We start from the raw sequence: 15,094 nt of genomic DNA, 5'->3' as shown, positions 1-15,094 counted from the left end.
ATGGAAACCGTTCACTCTAACACCAAACCGGATGGAATGAAGACAAAAGTAATGGAGGCCTTGCAAACGGAGCGGGAACAGGCCCCCAAAAAAAGAAACCCGGCCCGGATCAACGATCCGGATCGGGTTTCCCTTTCAGGTGGATCACGCCGGGGCGTGCCGGCGTCCTCCCCTTTCCCTGGCCGGAACCATCCGGCCACCCTGACTAGGTGTGGTGGGAAGAGATACCTGTATGATTGTGCGGGGCCTGTCCTTGGCAACCCGTGCGAAGCCTGCCGCTTCGCAATCCTGATCCTGCGTTCAGCTCCCCGAATTCACGGAGTCGGGGTAGTTCAGATCGAGACGCTGCTTCACCCACGTGGGAACCTGAGACTTCGGCGTCGTGACCAGACCGATGTTGTTCTCATTCTGGTAAAAGGTTTCCCAATACATCTTTTCCAGCCGATCTGAAGAAATGACTTCTTTCAAACTGCCATCCGGTTTTTTGATCTTCACTTCGTAAATCATTCCTACCTCCTTCACCCCCTGCTCTCCGGGCTCATGTTGTGCGTGAGAACCAGACCCTGCCGGGTGCTGCCCCCCATTCCCCCTAAAAACTTTGCTGACTTGCCTTTCTTATTAGCAATAGCCGTGCCATACTCACAATAATCCCTTAACGGTATATTTTTTCAATAGTTTATAGATATTCGTGATTTGTCGAAACTATTTTTTTACCCATTTCCGAAAACAAAAAATGTCACTCGTGACAAAATTTGGCGCTATAACCATATAACCTCATATAAATTATATAGTTATAATTTTTTCCGGTTTTTGGACTGGGTGTATTAATTTGGATGCAAAAGGTCTAGTTCCCGTAAACCCCTCTATTTTTACTGCCTAATTTTGGAAGGCGGAATGAAAAAGGCGTGAAAAACAGGATCCGCCCCCCCGTCATTGTTCCCGGAATTCGGCGGACATCATCTCGAAGCCCACCTAAGCGGGAACCTGGCGGACACGGGGCCTCGGGTTTGCATCTGTCGCCAGCAGGGTTCATGTTGAGAGGCAGGGGGCATGACAACCCTCAGTCCTACGGGAAACACGGAAAGGAGTTTTGGCAAAGATGGAAGAGGAATACTTTTTTGAATGCCCCTGGTGTGGCGAGCCGGTGTCCATGTTGCTGGACCTGTCGGTGTCCTCTCAGACGTACATTGAGGACTGCGAGATCTGCTGCCGTCCCATCGAAATCGACTACCGCAGCGGCGGCCAGGAGGTGGTCGATTTCTCGGCGCGCTGCGGGTGACACGCCGCCACCCGAACCCGGAATGGGCCGGACCTAGCCTTCCTCGACCAACGTCTCGAAATCGAGGCGGTAACCACGAATGCGTTCCAGTGCATGCCGGCGCTGGGCGGGCGACATCATCGCGTCCACGCGCACCATCCAGCGTTGCCATTGCCGCCGCCGGGCCTCCAGCCGTTCTTCAAATCCCGGCAGCCAGCGGGTTTCCGGGTGCTGCAACCAGAGGCTCAATCGCTGATGGAGCCCGTCGGGCGACCCTCCCGCCTGCACCAGTTCCAGAAAATTCTGTTGAAAGCGATGCCGGTTGGCCAGCCGCAGTTTCACCCAACCCGCATCCGCGCGCAGTTCGCCGGGCAGGCTCGCGGCCTGGTCCGCATCCAACCCGCCGTACCAGTCTTCCAGCACCTCCCGCAGCCATTCGCCGTGATCCCGCGCCAGTTCGGCTTCATCCAGCGCGGCCTGTTTGACCAGCCAGCCGCCGCCGTTTTGAAAACGGTTTTGCAGGTGCCGGATCTGCTCCGGCTGAAGCATGGTGAGGAACTCGGCGAAGTCCGGCAGGCCGCGCGCGATCAAGCGCTGCCAGAATGTGGCCTGCTGCGCCCACACCCACTCGATGTCCTCGGCGCTCAAACCATCCTGATAACGCCGCTCCAGTTCTCCAAGCGCCGCCACCAGCCGGGGCAACTCGTGCTGCCGGTGCCAGGCCTGCAAGGCGGAGACACGGGCCGAGAGAAACCGCTCCTGCTCGCGGGTGAGATCGAAATAATGATCGATGCGGTGAAGGAGGAACCAGTCGGAAAAGTTGTAGGCGATGCGCGTGCGGCTGCACCCGGCGGTGAGGACGAGGCACAGCAGCAACAGGCTCAGCCAGCCAACCCGGTTGCCATGCCGGAATGAGGGAGGAATGAGGCACGTCATCTCGGGCTTCCTCTGGACGGACCAGGCCATCGCGTTACGACTCCGCACCCCCACCACCCCGGTTCAGCGCAGGGAAAACGGAGACGGCGGGGCTTGGGGGCCGGACTTGCCGTGACCGATCACGCGACCGCCGTAATCGGAGAACACCTGTTTGCCGTCCTTCATGCGTTTCAAATAGTGATGCGAGCGCGGTGGAGATTGTTTATTCAGTACATCGTCCCGCCCGCCGAATGCTTCCGCGTCGAGATGCGTCCAGGCGTTTTGGTCGCGGAAGTTGCTCTTGAAGGCGATGCCCTGCGTCTTGTCCAGAATGCGTTGCGAAAAATCGCTGCGCCCCGGAAACGCGGTCACGTTGGTGCTGACTCCGAACAGCGGTTGGAACACGCCGAATCCCGGCGGCAGCACAAACCGCCGGAACGGACCGGCAAACAATACCGGTCCCGGAACCCGGCCTCGCGGCTGCTTGCCAAAACCTCCGTGGCGGGGATGCTGAAAGCCCGATCCCTTAAAATGGCCGTGAGGAGAATGCCCGCGCCGCTTGCGCTGCAAATCGAAGTCGGGGTGGCGCTTGCCGAAACGGGTGCGGTCTTGGAAACCGGAGCGGTCGTCGCGACCGGAGCGGTCTTGGAGACCGGAGCGGTTGTCGAACAAGTTTTTCTGCATTTTCCGGGTGTGTGCGTCGAGGCGTTGACGCAGGGGGGAAACGCCCGAGCGGCGGTTCACGGAACCGCGGGAGTTGTTATGGAATCCCTGTTGGCCACGGATGCGGCGTTGCAGGTTCGACTGAAATCCGACCCGGCCGGAGCCGACCCGGCCGGAACCGATGCGGCCCTGAAACCCGGTCTTGCCGGAAAAAGAAGATTGAAACCCGAACTGGGCGCCGCCCGCTTCCACGGAGCCAACCTGCCATCCCGTGACTGCCAGGGCGCCCATCAATAAAATCGAACTCAGGGTCGAGGTTTTCATGGCTCGGCTCCTTCTATGCAGGGATTTCCCTGCCACCCCCGAAGGGGAAACGACCGTCAATACTTAAAGTATAGCAATTCGGCCAAAGCCGCCACAAGCCCGAAAGAAAGCCCCCTCGCGCGCCCACAACCTGCCCCGCGAACCGGTCCTTTTACCCACTGTGCAACGCCAAAACAAAAGCAAAATACCTGATTTTTAAACGTATCGCCCCAAAACCGCTCCGGCAACTGTTGCGTTATTTATTTGCAACAGTCCAAGGAACCCGGTACTATCGAATTCATCGCTGACATCCACTCACCGGGATATTCGACCACCATGGACACGCAACCGGCAGACTACATCGAATCCATCATCAACCTGCTCAAAGAGGCGGTCTTCGTTTATGACGAAAACCTGGAGATCCGCTATTTCAATGAGGCGGCAGAGCGCATTACCGGGTACAGCCGGGAGGAAGTGCTGGGCCGCAAGTGCATCACCATCCTCGATCAGAGCGTCTGCCTGAACAACTGCGAGTTGTGCCTGACGGTCAAAAACGGCTTCAACAGTGAGGCCAATTTCACCTCCTCGTTTTTACGCAAGGACGGCATCAAACGCACGGGAGAGTTTCAGGCGGGCATCCTGCAACGCGACGAAGCGGGCACACGGGTGGTGGTGGCGCTGAGCGACATCACCGAACTCTCCGAACTGCGCAAGGAATTGAAAGAAGTCCACTCCTTCAGCAACATGATCGGCAAAAGCCGGGTGATGAAAGAGTTGTTCGAGACCATCCAGAACGTGGCGTTTTACGATTCGACCGTGTTCATCCAGGGCGAGAGCGGCACCGGCAAGGAGTTGGTGGCGCGGGCTCTGCACCACGCCAGCCCGCGCGCCGGCAAAAACCTGATCAAGGTCAACTGCACCGCCTTCGCCGACACGCTGTTGGAAAGCGAACTGTTCGGCCACGCCAAAGGCGCTTTCACCGGGGCCGTGCGCGAACGCGTGGGCCGTTTCGAAGAAGCGCACGGCGGCACCATTTTTCTCGATGAGATCGGCGACCTCACGCCCTCCATCCAGGTCAAGCTGCTGCGCGTGTTGCAGGAGAAGGAAGTCGAGCGCGTCGGCGAAAACATCACGCGCAAGGTGGACCTTCGCATCATCGCCGCCACCAACAAGGACATCGTCGAGGAAGTGAAGGCCGGGCGGTTCCGCGAAGACCTGTTTTACCGGCTGAACGTCATTCCCCTGCACCTGCCCGCGTTGCGCGAACGGCGCGAGGACATCCCCTACCTCGTCGATCACTTCATCAAACGCTGGAACGACCGCCACCTGAAACACATCACCGGCGTCGCCGCCGAGGCGTTGGGTCCGTTGCTGGATCACGCCTGGCCGGGCAACATCCGCGAGCTGGAAAACGTGGTCGAGCACGCCTGCGTCACCTGCTCCGGGTCGCGCATCCAGAAGGCCGACCTGCCCGGTTTTCTGAGCACCCGACCGGCCACGGCCGCAGCCACCGCCCCGGACAAGGTCAAACGCCGCAACTGGCTGACCCGGGAGATGGTGAGCGAAGCGCTGGAACAACACAACGGCAACCAGTCCCGCGCCGCCCGCCAACTGGGCGTCCACCGCATCACCCTGTGGCGCAAGATGAAAGAGTTCAACATCCCCGTCTGACGCGCAGCCCAATACCCTCTTAAAAAATTTTGCTCCCTTGCCAGAAGGGGCTTTGCTTTGCAGATTAAAGGATTAACACATAGATCCTTCACTGCGTTCAGGATGACACGCTTTGACGTTGCATGTCATTCTGAGGAACCGCAGGTGACGAAGAATCTATGTTTTATTCGTTAAAATTTGAATTCCAGGATAGCGCGCTCAGACCATCGTCGGCAATGAACGCATCAGCCTGTTTCCTCCCACGGGGTGGGCCGGGTTGCACCCGGAGGAAACGATTTGAATTTTGAGATCGCGCGCTCAGACCATCGTCGGCAATGAACGCACCAGCCTGTTTCCTCCCACGGGGCGGGTGATGCTGCCGGGATTGAAATTACTTCCCGGCTTTAAAGATGGAAGGATCTTCCGGCCCTTCCACCTCCAGATGACCAATAGCCCCTTTGGCCACCCGGAAAATGCTGTGGTCCACCAGCGCATAGGTGCCCGGCACGTCCACTTTGAACTCGACGATCGTCGCCCCTGCCGAGGGAATCATCGTGGTCTGCACGTTGGTGTTCACCAGTCCGCCAATCGCGCCTTCCATGTACACCTTGTCGAAGATCTCGCCGATGATGTGAAACGACGACACCCGGTTGGGACCGATGTTGCCGTAATAGATGCGCACCGTTTCACCGACTTTGGCCGTCAGTGCGTTCTCAAACATCACGCCGCCTTCCTTGCCGTTGAACACGACGTAGGTCGGGTTCTCGTCGAGGCCGCGCTGGATGTCGAACTCAACCAGGCCTTCTTTTTTCTGAGTGGTGAAGAACTCGCTGCGCATGACGTAATACTCGCGATCCACCGGCGGCAGTCCGCCTTCCGGCTCCACCAGGATCAGACCGTACATGCCATTGGCGATGTGATCGACGATCTGCCCCGCCGCACAATGGTAAATGAACAGACCCGGAGCCAGCGCTTTATAAGAGAACACGCGGCTTTCACCCGGAGCCACCGTGATCACCGCCGCACCGCCACCCGGTCCATTCACCGCATGCATGTCGATGTTGTGGTCCTGCGAATTGGCCTTCGGGTTGGTCAGGTGAAACTCCACCGTGTCGCCAACGCGCACGCGCGCCATGGGTCCCGGCACGGTGCCGTTGTAGCTCCAGAATTTATAGGTAATGCCCTTGCCCAACCCCTGCGCCAGCTCGCCGACGAATTCCTTCGCCTCGAAGTGCAGCTTCACGGTTTTCGACTCCGACCGCTCGGTGGGCGGCGGCACATGCGGCGCCGTCGCCATGACGGAATCGTGCGCCCACACCGGACCGGCGCACAGAAAGGAAAACAGGGACAACGCAATCAATACGGGTTTCAAACGAAATGAAGAAGGTTTTTCGACCATGTAGCTCAAACTCCTTGGGTTGAATGAAAACAGCCTGCAATGCTCTGCCCCCAACCAATACAAAGGCCGTGCCAAATCACCCATAAAAAAATAAACTCATTATTTTCAACTATTTAAATAAGTCCACCCGGACAGGCCGTTGCGCCACGGCATCATTGCAACGTTGCATTAAGGTTGCGGGGGCGGGGTGCAACTCGGTGGTTTTCTGAATGCAGGCGGCCCCACCCCCCTGCCGCAGCGGGTAAGGAAACCTGTTGACAGCTTGGGAGTTATCGTAAATAATACCTAAATCTCAATAATTGAATAACTTATGCCCGCCCTATTGGCGAAACCCTCTGTTTTGGCAAGCCTTGTGGGAGATTGATTGAGAACCGCATGGACCGTTACTGGGAACGCTTCAAGACCCCTTTCCTCTGCTTTGCCGGATTCTCAGGCGTAGGCAAAACCACGTTGCTGGAAGAGTTGATCAAACGCTTCCGCCGCGACAGCATTCGCGCCGGGTACTACAAGCACGACGCCCACCGATTCCAGATGGATAAAGAAGGCAAGGACACCTGGCGCTGCCAGCAGGCCGGGGCCGGGATCATCACCATCAACGATCCGGAACACTTCGCCATCATCGCCGAGAACCCGTTCAAGAAACGCTCCATCACACACGCGCTCGAGCAGTGCGACTGCATCCTCATCGAAGGCTACAAGAAATCGCCGTTCAACAAGATCGTGTTTCTCGATGGCGAAGGCCGCCTGCCGATTTCCCGCGACGACCCTCACATCAAGGCGGTGGTGCATCAGGGCGTGATCGAGGACACCGGCCTCACCCAGCTTGGCATCCCGCTGTTTCACCGCGATGAGGCCGACCGCATTTACGAATTCGTGCGCAACCATTTCATGCAGTGCACCAGTCCCCTGTACGGCGGGGTGTTCATCGGCGGCCAGAGCCGTCGCATGGGACGCCCCAAGTTCTCGCTGGCCTACGGTGGCAAGACCGAAGCCGAACGCATGGTGGATTTGTTGTCGCGCTTCTGCGATAAAGTGGTGCTGTCGGCCAGGCCGGACCAGGACCTGGGCGGACTCGACCGGCTTCCCAACTGCGAGCGCCTCAACGACGAGCACAACGGACTGGGTCCCGTCGGTGGGCTCGCCACCCTGATGGGCAACCATCCGGACAAGGCGTGGCTGGTGGTCGCCTGCGACATGCCGTTTCTCAAAGACCGCAACGTGGAGTACATCGTGCAGCAACGCGATCCCTTGCGCTACGGCACCTGTTACTTGAAGAAAGGCCGTTTGGGCGTCGAGCCCATGTGCGGCATCTACGAACCCAAGTTCATCGTGCCCTTGTTCGAGGCCATGTCGCGGCGCGAACTGTCCTTGTCGCGCATCATCAACGACCTGCCGTTTCACAGCATCAGCGTACCGGAGGACAACCGGTCCGATTTCATGAATGTCAACACACCCGAGGAATACGAAGTGGCCCGGGTCAAGCGGGAACAGGAGGAAGACTGAATGGGCATGATCACCGTGGACGAGGCACTGGCGAGCATCCTCGCCAAAATCGAACCGAAGGGCCTCGAAAAAGTTTCCATCACCGAAGCGCTGGGCCGGGTGCTGGCGGAAGACATCACCGCCCGCCGCGACAACCCGCCGCTCGACAACTCGGCGATGGACGGCTACGCGGTGATCGCCGCGGACATCCAGTCGGCGTCGCCGGACAACCCGGTGAAGCTGGAACTGGTGGGCGAAGTCGCCGCCGGGTCCATCGGCCAAGTCACCCTGAAAAATCAACAAGCCATCCGCATCATGACCGGCGCGCCCATCCCACCGGGTGCCGACGCGGTGCTGATGCAGGAAGACACCGACAAAAACGGCGCCTCCATCCTGGCCAAGGACAAGGCCACCGTCGGCGAGAACATCCGCCTCGCCGGGGAAGACGTGAAGACCGGCGACGTGGTGGTGCCGAAAGGCGGCGTCATCACCCCGGCGCACGTCGGCATGATGGCGGTGTGCGGCCGCTCGAGCGTCACCGTCGGCCAGCGCCCCACCGTGGCCATCCTGTCCACCGGCGACGAGATCGTCGATCTGGATCAGGCGCCGGAAGGCTCGCAGATATACAACAGCAACGGCTACATGTTGATGGCGCAGGTGCGCTCCGCCGGCGGCATGCCGCGCTACATGGGCATCGCCAAAGACGACGAACAAGACCTGCTGGAAAAATTCGAGTGGGCGCTGGAAAGCGATATCGTGATTTCCTCCGGCGGCGTGTCGGTGGGCGATTACGATCTGGTGAAAGCCAGCCTGAAGAAGATGGGCAATGAGATGGTGTTCTGGAAAGTCGCCATGAAACCGGGCAAACCGCTGGCGTTCGGCAAGATCGGCAGCACACCGGTGTTCGGCCTGCCGGGCAACCCGGTGTCCTCGTTCGTGTCGTTCGAGCAGTTCGTGCGTCCGTCCCTGAAAAAAATGATGGGCGCCCGCGACCTGAGCCCGCAGACCGTGCAGGCGACGCTCACCGAAACCATCCGCAAGAAAACCGATCGCGTTCATTTCATGAGTGCCGTTGTCTCCTGGGACAGCGGCGACTACACCGTCACCCCGGCGGAGCAGCAAGGCTCCGGGGTGCTCAAATCCACCGTCGCCGCCAATGGCCTGCTTGTGTTTCCCCTGGAAGCAAGCGAGCTCAAACAGGGCGAACGAGTCACCGTCCAACTTCTGAATACCTGAATCCATGCCAAAACTTTCCCTGTACCGCCGCAGCCTGCTCAGCGTTTTCGCTGTCTTATTACTCATCTCCTTTTGGACAAATTCTATCTGGGCCGCCGGCGGACTCGACCGCATGGCCGAGCAGATCGAAGCCTCCTTCCCGGTGGTCAAAGGGCACGTGCTGGCGGTGGAGGGCGAGGGGGTCGAAGTCCTCATCGATCTCAAAAAGGGCCAGGCGGTGAATCCCGGCGACGTGCTGAAAGTGTTGCGCCTCGGTCTGCAGATCGTGCACCCGGTGACCGGTGAGGTGGTAGGCCGCAAGGAAACCGACATCGGCACCATCGAAGTGGTCGAAGTGCGCACCAATTATTCCGTGGCCCGCGTGCGCGACACCCTGCAGCCCATCCAGAACGGCGACACCGTGCAGAGCCGTTTCCGTAAAATGGTGTTTCTCGTCGCGCCGGTGATGCAGGAAGAGGGCCTGCGTCTCGACACGCAGGCGCTCGGCCTGTCCCTCGAACGCACCTTGAACCAGCGGCCTCGCATGGAAGTGCCCGCCTTCGGCCTGCAGGCGTGGATGCTGGAGCACGGCCTGCAACTGGCCGATCTGATGGCTCCCCAAAACCTGGCGCTGCTGGACCAGGAAATCGACATCGACTTCCTCCTGCTGTCCAAGGTGGAGACGGTGAAGGGCCAGACCGTATTGCGTTACCGCGTGGTGGCGGTGGAGGACGGCGCGGTGTTGCAGGAGTCGCGCGTGGTGTTCGACGAACACCTGGCGCTGGCCGCCCCCAAACAGGATGACCGCGTACAAACCGACCTCGGCGGCGGCAAACGGGGTCAAGACCTCGTGCACTTCGTTGCCAAACAGGAATTCGACTTCGCGCTGGTCGATTTTGACGTCGGCGACCTCGACGGCGACGGCGAACCCGAGTTCGTATTCATCGACCGCCATCAGGTGATGATCTATCGCTACGCCAGGGGCCGCTACGACAAAGTGGGAGTGATCCGCGTGAAACCGGAGTTCAACCGCTTCCTCGCGGTCGATGTGGCAGACATCAACGGCAATGGCCGCGCCGAAATCTTTGTCACCAACCAGTCCGGCAAGGAGCTCAGCAGTTTTATTCTGGAGCGGGCCCCGGACGCGCCCCGGTTCCAGAAAATCGCCACAGGGCTGAAGCGGTACTTCCGCGTCATCCGCTCCTACAAAGGCGAGGCAAAACTTCTGACTCAGCATCAGGATTTGGAGAAGCCGTTCAAGCCGGGAATCTTCACCATGCACTACAGCAAGGGCGAGTATGTGGAAAAAACACGGCTGAAAATCGACACGTTTCTGGACCAGACGGTGACCCTGTATGGACTCGCCCTCGAAGACACCAATTTCGACAAATCCATTGAAATAATTGTCCTTGACAACGATTACAAATTAAGGGTATATTCAGCCGACGGCAAAATGCTTGTCAAATCGGACGAGTATTACGGGCACGATCCCCGTCAGATCGATGTGGGACTGAAGGACCAGCCGTACGTGGACTTCACAGATCCCTACATCCCGAAGGCGGTTCGTTACCGGGGCAGGCTGACAATGGTTGAAAATCGGGACCAGCGTTTTCTTCTGGTGCCGAAAAACCACCGGTTGGGCGGAAGTTGGTTGTCCAACCTGGTGGTCATAAACAACAGCAGCCTGGAATTCCTCGCCGTCACCAAAGAGGGGCTGGAGCAGGTTTACGAAACACAAAAGCAAAAGGGATATCTGGCCGCCTACCAAGCCATGGATGTGGGGACTTCCCGCAAGCAAGTCCATGTCGCCATGGTCTCGGACAAGGGCGGCCTGTTTAAAGATGAAAAAATGACGACGTTTTTTGTCTATGACTGGAGATAGAGATAGCATTGACCCGCAATCATCAATCCTGATGGATCCTAAACAGAGGAGGAACCACCCCCGGATACGATCTTAAAAAGTTTACTCAAATACTGGAGCTTCCCGCAAAAAGCTTCACCCGTTTGTGATTCAATCCGTTTCATTACTTGTTACTTGGAGGAGGTAAGCATGAAAAGGAAACTTTTAACAACGGGCGCCATGTTCGTAGCCACCTTGCTGGTGGGCGTCATGACCGCGCAGGCGGCCGATATCAAGTTCGGCGGCCAGATGCGACCCCGATACGAGATTTTTGAGCAAAACGATTTCGACAAGAAAACCGATCCCACCCATTTTTTCCTCACACGCATTCGTCTCAACGCCGACATCAAGGCGACTGAGAAAATCAGCGCTTTCATTCAGTTTCAGGCCCGGGGTGTGTACGGTTCCGGCACCGGCGGTCTCATTCCATCCGGTATTACTGATGTTGATCACGTTGCTGGACCCCGCAACGCCGCCGTTCCGGCTGACGGTCTGACCGATGTCGGCATGCATCAGGCGTATTTCGTCGTGCAGGACTTCTTTGGCATGCCCGCCGATTTGAAAATCGGCCGGCAGGAAGTCGTTCTCGATGGACACCGCCTGTTCGGCAACACCGGTTGGACCACCGGCGCGCAGTCTTCGGACGCCATCCGGTTGGACCACCATCATGGCGACAACACCTTTTCCTACATCTTCATCAAAGCCATTGAAGCGATGGGTTCCGTACCATTCGCGGTGGGCGGCAACAGCGGCGGCGCGCCTACCAGCCTCGGTGGCGAAGGTCCCGGTGGCCTGTTGGGCCAGGGTACTTGTGGCCGCACCGGATTCGCCGGTGGCGATCTGAATGACAACTGTGACCGGGAAGACCATGTGTTCTGGGGCAACATCAAAACCATGCTGCCGAACGCGGTGATCTCTCCGTACCTGGTCATCACGGTGGACAACTCCTGGAACGGCCTGAATGGCACCAACCCGGACAACGAGATGCTCACCGTCGGTGGTCGCATCGTTGGCAACATGGCGGGTTTCGACTACCGCTTTGAAGGTTACTTCCAGGGCGGCCGCGCGGAAGGCATCGCCAGCACCATGCCGGCCACGGGAAAGGTGGTTTCCGCTGCAGCCCTGACTGCCTACAAGAAGGGCGGCGGCTCGGGGGTTGACCGGCGCGCGTACATGATCGGCGCGCGTCTCGGCAAAACCTTCAAGACCGTCATGTGGACCCCCACCTTCACCCTGTGGTACGACCGTCTTTCCGGTACCGATTCGGAAGACATCAACGACGGCATCTGGGGTACGTTTGACACCTTGTACGACACCGGTCACAAGTTCTATGGGTACATGGACACGTACCTGAACGCAACCGGTGGTGACACGTCGTACCTGGGTCTCGAGGACATCGCCGTCAAGATGGCGATGAACCCCGCGGCCAACTGGACCGTGAAGGCGGACCTGCATTACTTCAAAACCCCGGCCGAGAACATTGATCTGGGCCGCGAGCTGGACATCACCCTGGTTCACAAGTACAGCCCGAACCTGACGATGACGGCCGGGTATTCCAACTACTGGGCGGACCCGGGTTTTCACCTGGTCAACCCGCGTGCATCCCGATCTGGGGCACAGGGTGGAATTATTGACGGTTCCGCCAACTGGGGCTACGTGCAGTTGGATCTGAAGTTCTGATCGTTCTTCAACCTTGCATCTTCATCCCCCGGACGGGTTTCCGTCCGGGGGATTTTTTTTTGGCCCGGCGTGCGCCGCCTCCGCCCTGTCTCACGCCCGCATCCCGAGTCCCTCTTTCCGTCTCCGCTTCTGCCGCTTGTGCCCACACGGTCTTACCGCATATAATGTTAAAAAACGAATCAACCTCCGATGAAACACAAGCGGGGGATCGACCGGTCCCCCCTTGTAAAGGGGGCTAGGGGGATTCTTCCGCTTAAATCCTGAGCGCGAGCGAAGGATCTCGATGCTTTTCCAGTTTCATCCAAAAGTCACCTTTCGCTTACGCTCAAAGTGACGAACTGAAAAGGAAGAAGCCCCCCAGCCCCCTTCGGAGAAGGGGGTGCCGAGGCTCCGCCCCGCTTGTATTTATCGGTGTCCATCTGTGTTCATCGGTGGTTCCATTTTTTCCGGGATTCATTCAATTTAAGGATTCATTTATGTTTACAAAATCTGCCCTGCATCTTTCTGGTTTGCTCCTGCTGGCAGCGCTGACGCTGTGGCCCGCCTCCGCGTCCGCGCAGGTGGCCGACACGCATGCGCCGGACAGCGCCCGCATGGAAATCAACGGACGGCTAGTGCCGCCCATCGTCGCCACGGTCAACGGCCGCACCATTCCCGGCACCATGCTGGTCAACCAGGTGCAGATGTACAAGATGTTTCATCAGCAGCAGGGCCATTCGGTCAGCCCCGAACAGGAAGCCGAATACGCCCGGCAGGCGCTCGACAATCTGATCGGGCAGGAACTGCTGTTCCAGAAATCGAAAGAGTGGGGCATCGCGGTCGATGACAAAACCGTGCGCGCTGAGGCCAAGAAAATCCGCGACCAGTTTCCTTCGGAGGAAATGTTTCAGCACACCCTCCGCCTGCAAGGGTTGAACGCGGAACTGCTGCACGCCAGCATCGAAAAACAACTGGTGGAGGAAAGCGTCGTCCGCGCCAAAATCGCCCCCAAGGTCGATGTGCCGGAAGACACGGTGAAGACGTTTTATGAACAGAATCTCGAACAGTTCATGCAGCCGCCGCGCTGGGAGTTTTCGCACATCTTCGCGGCCGCCGTCAAACAGGACGCGCCGGAAGACCCGGCGATGCAGGAACGCTTCCACAAACTGCAAAACATGGTCGAAACCGACGCCCGTGCAAAAATCAACAAGGCCCTGGCCGCACTGAAAACGGGCAAGGCGTTCGAGGACGTGGCCGGGGAATATTCCGAGCACGAGGAAACCGCCAAAAACGGCGGCAAATGGGGTACCATGGCGCGTCATGAAATGCCGGATGAAATTTACCAGGCCGTTTCCAAACTGAAGCCCGGCGAAACATCGGGCATCGTACGCAGCGAATATGGATTCCACATCCTGCGACTCGACAATGCCTTGCCGGAAGAAGCGATGCCGCTGGACCAGGTGAAGTCCGATCTGCTGAACCATCTGCTGAAAGAGGAAGTGGAAAAGGAAAAAGACAAGCTGGTGGCCGGGTTGCGCGACGATGCGGACATCGAGGTGTTCTTTTAAAGGAACCCTCTCCAAAACCTCCCCTTGATCCCCTCCTTGGTAAGGAGGGGAACTGGATGGGCACCCTAACCAATCCAATCTAAAAATGAAAACTTTGGTGACAGGCACGACGGGATTTCTGGGATCGGCGGTGGCGCGCGAGTTGCTCGTCTCCGGCCGCGCCGTGCGCGTCCTGGTGCGTCGCGGATCGGACCTGCGGAATCTGCAAGGGCTCGACGTCGAAGTCGTGCACGGCGACCTGCGCGATCCGGAATCGCTCGCGCGGGCGCTCGACAAATGCGACGCGCTGTACCACGCCGCCGCCTATTACAGCCTGTGGAGCCGCGACCGCAAGATGATGTACGACATCAACGTCGCCGGCACCCGCAACATATTGCACGCCGCGCAGCAGGCCGGCCTCGAACGCGTGGTGTACACCAGCACCGTCGGCTGCATCGGCCTCAGCAGCAACGGCGGCAGCGGTACCGAGACCACGCCGTTCAATCCCGCCACCTTGTGCAACGATTACAAACGCTCGAAGTACGAGGCGGAACAGGTGGCGCTGGAGTTTGCAAACAACGGACTGCCGCTGGTCATCGTCAACCCGAGTGCGCCGGTGGGACCGCGCGACATCAAACCGACGCCGACGGGCAAGGTGATCCAGGATTTTCTGAACGGCAACATGCCGGCCTACCTCGACACCGGACTCAACCTGATCGACGTGCGCGACTGCGCCCGCGGCCACCTGCTGGCGGAGGAACGCGGCACGCCGGGCGAGCGTTACATCCTCGGCAACCGCAACATGTCGCTCAAGGAAATCCTCGACACGCTGTCGAACATCACCGGCATTCCCGCGCCGAAAGTACAGATGCCCTACTGGGTGGCGTATTCGGCGGGGTGGGTGTGCGATGCGGTGTCGGATTACATCACGCACAAGCCGCCGGCGGTGCCGCTGGGCGGCGTCAAGATGGCGAAGTACCACATGTACTTCGATGCGTCCAAGGCGGTCCAGGAACTGGGACTGCCGCAAAACCCGGTGGAACAGGCGTTGTCCGATGCCGTCCACTGGATGCGCGAACACGGGCTGGCACGCTGACACCGCC

At 58.7% G+C, this 15,094-nt stretch carries 12 protein-coding genes; 8 read left to right on the top strand and 4 right to left on the bottom strand.

Features of this window, described 5'->3' with window-relative positions; genetic code table 11:
* Positions 1-300: 300 nt before the first annotated feature.
* Positions 301-507 carry a hypothetical protein gene (locus QML71_RS01990; RefSeq protein WP_282010223.1) on the bottom strand — a complete coding sequence of 69 codons (207 nt, stop codon included), beginning with the start codon at positions 505-507 and terminating at the stop codon, positions 301-303.
* A 592-nt stretch (positions 508-1,099) separates the two neighbouring features.
* Between QML71_RS01990 and QML71_RS01985 the strand changes: the two genes are divergently transcribed.
* Positions 1,100-1,279, top strand: coding sequence for a CPXCG motif-containing cysteine-rich protein (locus QML71_RS01985; protein WP_282012569.1), 180 nt, complete (start codon positions 1,100-1,102; stop codon positions 1,277-1,279).
* Between the two features lie 33 nt (positions 1,280-1,312).
* On the opposite strand, the gene QML71_RS01980 is transcribed toward QML71_RS01985, so the two are convergent.
* Both QML71_RS01980 and QML71_RS01975 read right to left on the bottom strand, forming a co-directional pair.
* The gene (locus tag QML71_RS01980) at positions 1,313-2,194 is read right to left on the bottom strand and encodes a DUF6279 family lipoprotein (RefSeq protein WP_282010222.1); all 882 of its coding nucleotides are present in this window, start codon (positions 2,192-2,194) and stop codon (positions 1,313-1,315) included.
* A gap of 63 nt (positions 2,195-2,257) precedes the next feature.
* Positions 2,258-3,160, bottom strand: a complete 903-nt coding sequence (locus QML71_RS01975) for a hypothetical protein (protein WP_282010221.1) — start codon at positions 3,158-3,160, stop codon at positions 2,258-2,260.
* 315 nt (positions 3,161-3,475) lie between these two features.
* Between QML71_RS01975 and QML71_RS01970 the strand changes: the two genes are divergently transcribed.
* Positions 3,476-4,810: a sigma-54 interaction domain-containing protein gene (locus QML71_RS01970; protein WP_282010220.1), complete on the top strand. Its 1,335-nt coding sequence runs from the start codon at positions 3,476-3,478 to the stop codon at positions 4,808-4,810.
* Between the two features lie 370 nt (positions 4,811-5,180).
* Here the strand turns inward: QML71_RS01970 and nirK are convergent, their stop codons facing one another.
* Positions 5,181-6,188 carry a copper-containing nitrite reductase gene (gene nirK, locus QML71_RS01965; RefSeq protein WP_282010219.1) on the bottom strand — a complete coding sequence of 336 codons (1,008 nt, stop codon included), beginning with the start codon at positions 6,186-6,188 and terminating at the stop codon, positions 5,181-5,183.
* Between the two features lie 375 nt (positions 6,189-6,563).
* On the opposite strand from nirK, the gene mobB reads away from it, so the two are divergent.
* From mobB to hpnA, 6 genes are all read left to right on the top strand, one after another.
* Positions 6,564-7,691: a molybdopterin-guanine dinucleotide biosynthesis protein B gene (gene mobB, locus QML71_RS01960; protein WP_282010218.1), complete on the top strand. Its 1,128-nt coding sequence runs from the start codon at positions 6,564-6,566 to the stop codon at positions 7,689-7,691.
* Entirely contained in the window at positions 7,692-8,906 is a 1,215-nt protein-coding gene (locus QML71_RS01955) for a molybdopterin molybdotransferase MoeA (RefSeq protein ID WP_282010217.1), read from the top strand.
* 4 nt (positions 8,907-8,910) lie between these two features.
* Complete coding sequence (locus tag QML71_RS01950; RefSeq protein WP_282010216.1) at positions 8,911-10,767, top strand: FG-GAP repeat domain-containing protein; 1,857 nt, start codon at positions 8,911-8,913, stop codon at positions 10,765-10,767.
* Positions 10,768-10,935: 168 nt separating this feature from the next.
* Positions 10,936-12,465 (top strand): alginate export family protein, encoded by a 1,530-nt coding sequence (locus tag QML71_RS01945; RefSeq protein ID WP_282010215.1) that lies wholly within the window; start codon positions 10,936-10,938, stop codon positions 12,463-12,465.
* Between the two features lie 476 nt (positions 12,466-12,941).
* Complete coding sequence (locus QML71_RS01940; RefSeq protein ID WP_282010214.1) at positions 12,942-14,012, top strand: peptidylprolyl isomerase; 1,071 nt, start codon at positions 12,942-12,944, stop codon at positions 14,010-14,012.
* Between the two features lie 85 nt (positions 14,013-14,097).
* Positions 14,098-15,087 carry a hopanoid-associated sugar epimerase gene (hpnA, locus tag QML71_RS01935; RefSeq protein ID WP_282010213.1) on the top strand — a complete coding sequence of 330 codons (990 nt, stop codon included), beginning with the start codon at positions 14,098-14,100 and terminating at the stop codon, positions 15,085-15,087.
* The last annotated feature ends 7 nt before the right edge of the window (positions 15,088-15,094 follow it).

Source organism: Nitrospina watsonii (genome assembly GCF_946900835.1).
In the GTDB taxonomy this organism is placed as follows: domain Bacteria; phylum Nitrospinota; class Nitrospinia; order Nitrospinales; family Nitrospinaceae; genus Nitrospina; species Nitrospina watsonii.
The sequence above is the reverse complement of the archived record's forward strand: the minus strand, read 5'-3'. Positions and strand labels throughout refer to the sequence as shown.

Bases quoted from the DNA above. Each gene is read 5' to 3' on its own strand.
- QML71_RS01970 (WP_282010220.1), top strand. From the start codon at position 3,476: ATGGACACGCAACCGGCAGACTACATCGAATCCATCATCAACCTGCTC.
- QML71_RS01980 (WP_282010222.1), bottom strand. From the start codon at position 2,194: ATGACGTGCCTCATTCCTCCCTCATTCCGGCATGGCAACCGGGTTGGC.
- QML71_RS01950 (WP_282010216.1), top strand. From the start codon at position 8,911: ATGCCAAAACTTTCCCTGTACCGCCGCAGCCTGCTCAGCGTTTTCGCT.
- QML71_RS01985 (WP_282012569.1), top strand. From the start codon at position 1,100: ATGGAAGAGGAATACTTTTTTGAATGCCCCTGGTGTGGCGAGCCGGTG.
- QML71_RS01940 (WP_282010214.1), top strand. From the start codon at position 12,942: ATGTTTACAAAATCTGCCCTGCATCTTTCTGGTTTGCTCCTGCTGGCA.
- QML71_RS01975 (WP_282010221.1), bottom strand. From the start codon at position 3,160: ATGAAAACCTCGACCCTGAGTTCGATTTTATTGATGGGCGCCCTGGCA.
- mobB (WP_282010218.1), top strand. From the start codon at position 6,564: ATGGACCGTTACTGGGAACGCTTCAAGACCCCTTTCCTCTGCTTTGCC.
- QML71_RS01955 (WP_282010217.1), top strand. From the start codon at position 7,692: ATGGGCATGATCACCGTGGACGAGGCACTGGCGAGCATCCTCGCCAAA.
- QML71_RS01945 (WP_282010215.1), top strand. From the start codon at position 10,936: ATGAAAAGGAAACTTTTAACAACGGGCGCCATGTTCGTAGCCACCTTG.
- QML71_RS01990 (WP_282010223.1), bottom strand. From the start codon at position 507: ATGATTTACGAAGTGAAGATCAAAAAACCGGATGGCAGTTTGAAAGAA.
- hpnA (WP_282010213.1), top strand. From the start codon at position 14,098: ATGAAAACTTTGGTGACAGGCACGACGGGATTTCTGGGATCGGCGGTG.
- nirK (WP_282010219.1), bottom strand. From the start codon at position 6,188: ATGGTCGAAAAACCTTCTTCATTTCGTTTGAAACCCGTATTGATTGCG.